The 2,771-nt window shown below is 63.0% G+C and carries 3 protein-coding genes; 1 reads left to right on the top strand and 2 read right to left on the bottom strand.

The features are described from left to right. A partial coding sequence (locus HA630_RS14945; protein WP_166835683.1) for a porin occupies window positions 1-236 on the bottom strand: 236 nt, incomplete at its 3' end. 310 nt (window positions 237-546) lie between these two features. Here HA630_RS14945 and HA630_RS14950 point away from each other — a divergent pair. Next, window positions 547-1,671 (top strand): porin, encoded by a 1,125-nt coding sequence (locus HA630_RS14950; RefSeq protein ID WP_166835686.1) that lies wholly within the window; start codon window positions 547-549, stop codon window positions 1,669-1,671. 99 nt (window positions 1,672-1,770) lie between these two features. Here the strand turns inward: HA630_RS14950 and HA630_RS14955 are convergent. Beyond that, on the bottom strand, window positions 1,771-2,771 hold a 1,001-nt coding region (locus HA630_RS14955; protein ID WP_208300098.1), incomplete at its 5' end, for a porin.

Genomic DNA, 2,771 nt, shown 5'->3' on the forward strand with positions numbered 1-2,771 from the left:
GTGGTTTCGATCTGGAAGATGGCTTTGAGGCCACCACCGAGGTCTTCGGTGCCACGGAAGCCCAGGCGGCTGGTGGTCAGCAGGCCGCTGGAGACGGCGGACTTGCTGGTGTTGGCGATGTTGTCTTTTTCGCTGCCCACCGACAGGTCCAGGCGGCCGTACACCGACACGTTGGATTGGGCGGCGGCGGCGCCGCAGGCGGCCACGGCGGCCAGTGCGATCAGATGTGCTTTCATTGCAAGCTTTCGGTTGGTCAGGGATTGCGGCGCCGGTGGCGCCACCCCTCCCCACGGTGTGCGGGGAGACCTATCGATTGCAAACAACCGGCGTGACGGTTCGGTGACACGCGCTTTCAGCCACATCACTTCGCCCCGTTTTTGTTGCAGGCGCGCCACAAAAACCACCGGGGTTTTCCCTGCATGCACCGCTTGGGGGCTGGGGCGCACGGTTTTGGTCTGCTGTAATCAACCTCAGCTTCCACAGCGAAGCCAACCGCGGAACGGCAACGCTGGCCCGGTTTTCCTCTCAAACTGGAGATAACTGAACATGAAAAAGCACCTGATTGCCCTGGCCGCCCTGGCCGCCACCGGCGCCGTGATGGCCCAGTCTTCCGTGACCATTTACGGTGTGATCGACCAAGGCTTCACCAGCGTGAACAACTCTGGTGCGGGCAGCACCGACGTCACTGGTTTGACCAGCAGCAACATGACGACGAACCGCCTCGGCTTCCGTGGCACTGAAGACCTGGGTGGCGGCCTGAAGGCTAAATTCCAAATTGAGACTGGCTTTGCTGCTGACGCGCCTGCTACAACCACGATGGGTGATCGCGGTGCTTGGGTTGGCTTAGAAGGTGGCTTCGGCGAAGTCCGTTTGGGCCGCGAGTACAGCACCACCTTCTGGGCACCCTTCATGTTCTCGGCCTTCGGCACCGGCGGCGTTGGCAACTACATGCAGTTTGGTTCCCGTAACGTCGCTCATGGTTTCACGGGCCAATCCAATGCCATTTGGAACAACAACTCGGCAACCTACACTTCGCCGCGCATGGCCGGGTTCATGGCCCAGGTTCAGTACGCGTTTGACGAACAAACCGCTGCTGGCAACAGCGTCGGTCAAAGCGCCGGTATCCGTGTGAACTACACCCAAGGCCCCCTGGCTGCCGAAATCGGCTTTAGCAACACCGACGGCGGTACGTTGGGCACTGCGCTTTCTCCTACGGGCTTGATTGCCACCCTGCGTACTGAAGCCGGCTTGGCCAACACCCAAGCTCTGGATCACAAATCCACCGTTGCAGGCGCTTCTTACGACTTCGGCGTGGCCAAGGTCATGGCCCACTACGGTCAAGAAAAAGCGAGCCTGACCACTGGCCAGGAACTGGTCAAGGTTTCCAGCTACGAGATTGGTGTTGTGGCTCCGATGGGCCCTGGCCGCATCCGCGCAGCTTACGGCTCGTCCAAGGTCTCTATCACTGGCGATACCGACCCGGCACCGAAGGCCACCAAGATCGCAGTGGGCTATATCTACGATCTGTCCAAGCGCACCGCCTTGTACGCAACCGTCGCTCAGATGAAAAACAAGAACGGCCTGAACCTGGCGCTGAACGGCCCCACTTCGACCAACGGCACCAACGGCAAGTCCACCGGTTACAACATCGGTATCAGCCACACCTTCTAATCCCCACGGCAGGGGCGCCCTCGGGCGCCCGCCGCGTGGAACAGAAGTTTAAAAACCCAGCGCACCCGCGCTGGGTTTTTTTATTACCCACCCCCCCGCTCAGAACCGGTGGCGCAGGCCCACGGCGACGCTGCTGCCGTTGCTCAGGCCGTCCTGTTTTTCCTGCATGGCCATGGCGTACACCTCGGTGCGCTTGGACAGGTTGTGCAGGTAGCCCAGCGTCAGGCTGCTGCGGTCGGCGCCGGTTTGGGCGTCCAGCCGGCCCCACTGGGCCACCACCGCGCCAGCGCCCAAGGGCACGCGCACGCCCAGGCCACTGATGTCGAATTCGTTGCCGGTGGTCAGGTTCTCCACCTCGCCGTACTGGGCGAACACCTTGGCCACGCCAAAGTCGTAAGCGCCGCCCAGTTGCTGGGTTTTGGTGTCGTTGACTGCGCCCTTTTTCACCTCTTGCGCCACGAAGGACAGCGCCAGTGGCCCCTGGCTGTAGCCCAGGCCTACGCTCCAGTTGTTGCCGTCGGTGGCGGCCTGGCCTTCCTTGAAGGCGTAGGCCAGGTTGGCGCGGAAGCCGCCCACGGTGGGGCTGCTGTAGGCGATGGAGTCGTTCCAGCCGGTGTCACCGGTGACGGTGCCGCTGGTGAAGTACTGCCGGATGGCCGGCGAGAACCCGAAAGAGTCGCCGACGGCGTTGAACATCAGCGTGGAGACGAACAGCGACGTGGTGTTGCGGCCCAGGTGCAGGGCGCCATAGCGCTTGTGCGCCAGCCCGACCGACGCGGTGCGGGTGAATTCGCCGTCGCCGTCGAAGCGGCCGGAACGGCCGACGTCGGAGCGGAAAAAGGTTTCCAGCTTGAACTGGGCCGACAGGCCGTTGCCCAGGTCTTCGCTGCCGCCAAAGCCCAGGAAGCTGGTGGTCATTTTGCCGCTCTCGGCCAGGGTCTGGCGCTGGCCGCCCGGGGCCTTGTACGAACCCACGCTCATGTCGATGAGGCCGTACACGTTGACCGCCGACGTTTGCGCCTGCGCCGCCGGGGCGAACGCCGCCGCGCCCATCAAGGCTGCCGCGGCCACGCCCAGTTTCCCACCTCTCATGCTGTTTG

This window comes from Aquabacterium sp. A08, from assembly GCF_011742065.1.

Bases quoted from the DNA above. Each gene is read 5' to 3' on its own strand.
- HA630_RS14950 (WP_166835686.1), top strand. From the start codon at position 547: ATGAAAAAGCACCTGATTGCCCTGGCCGCCCTGGCCGCCACCGGCGCC.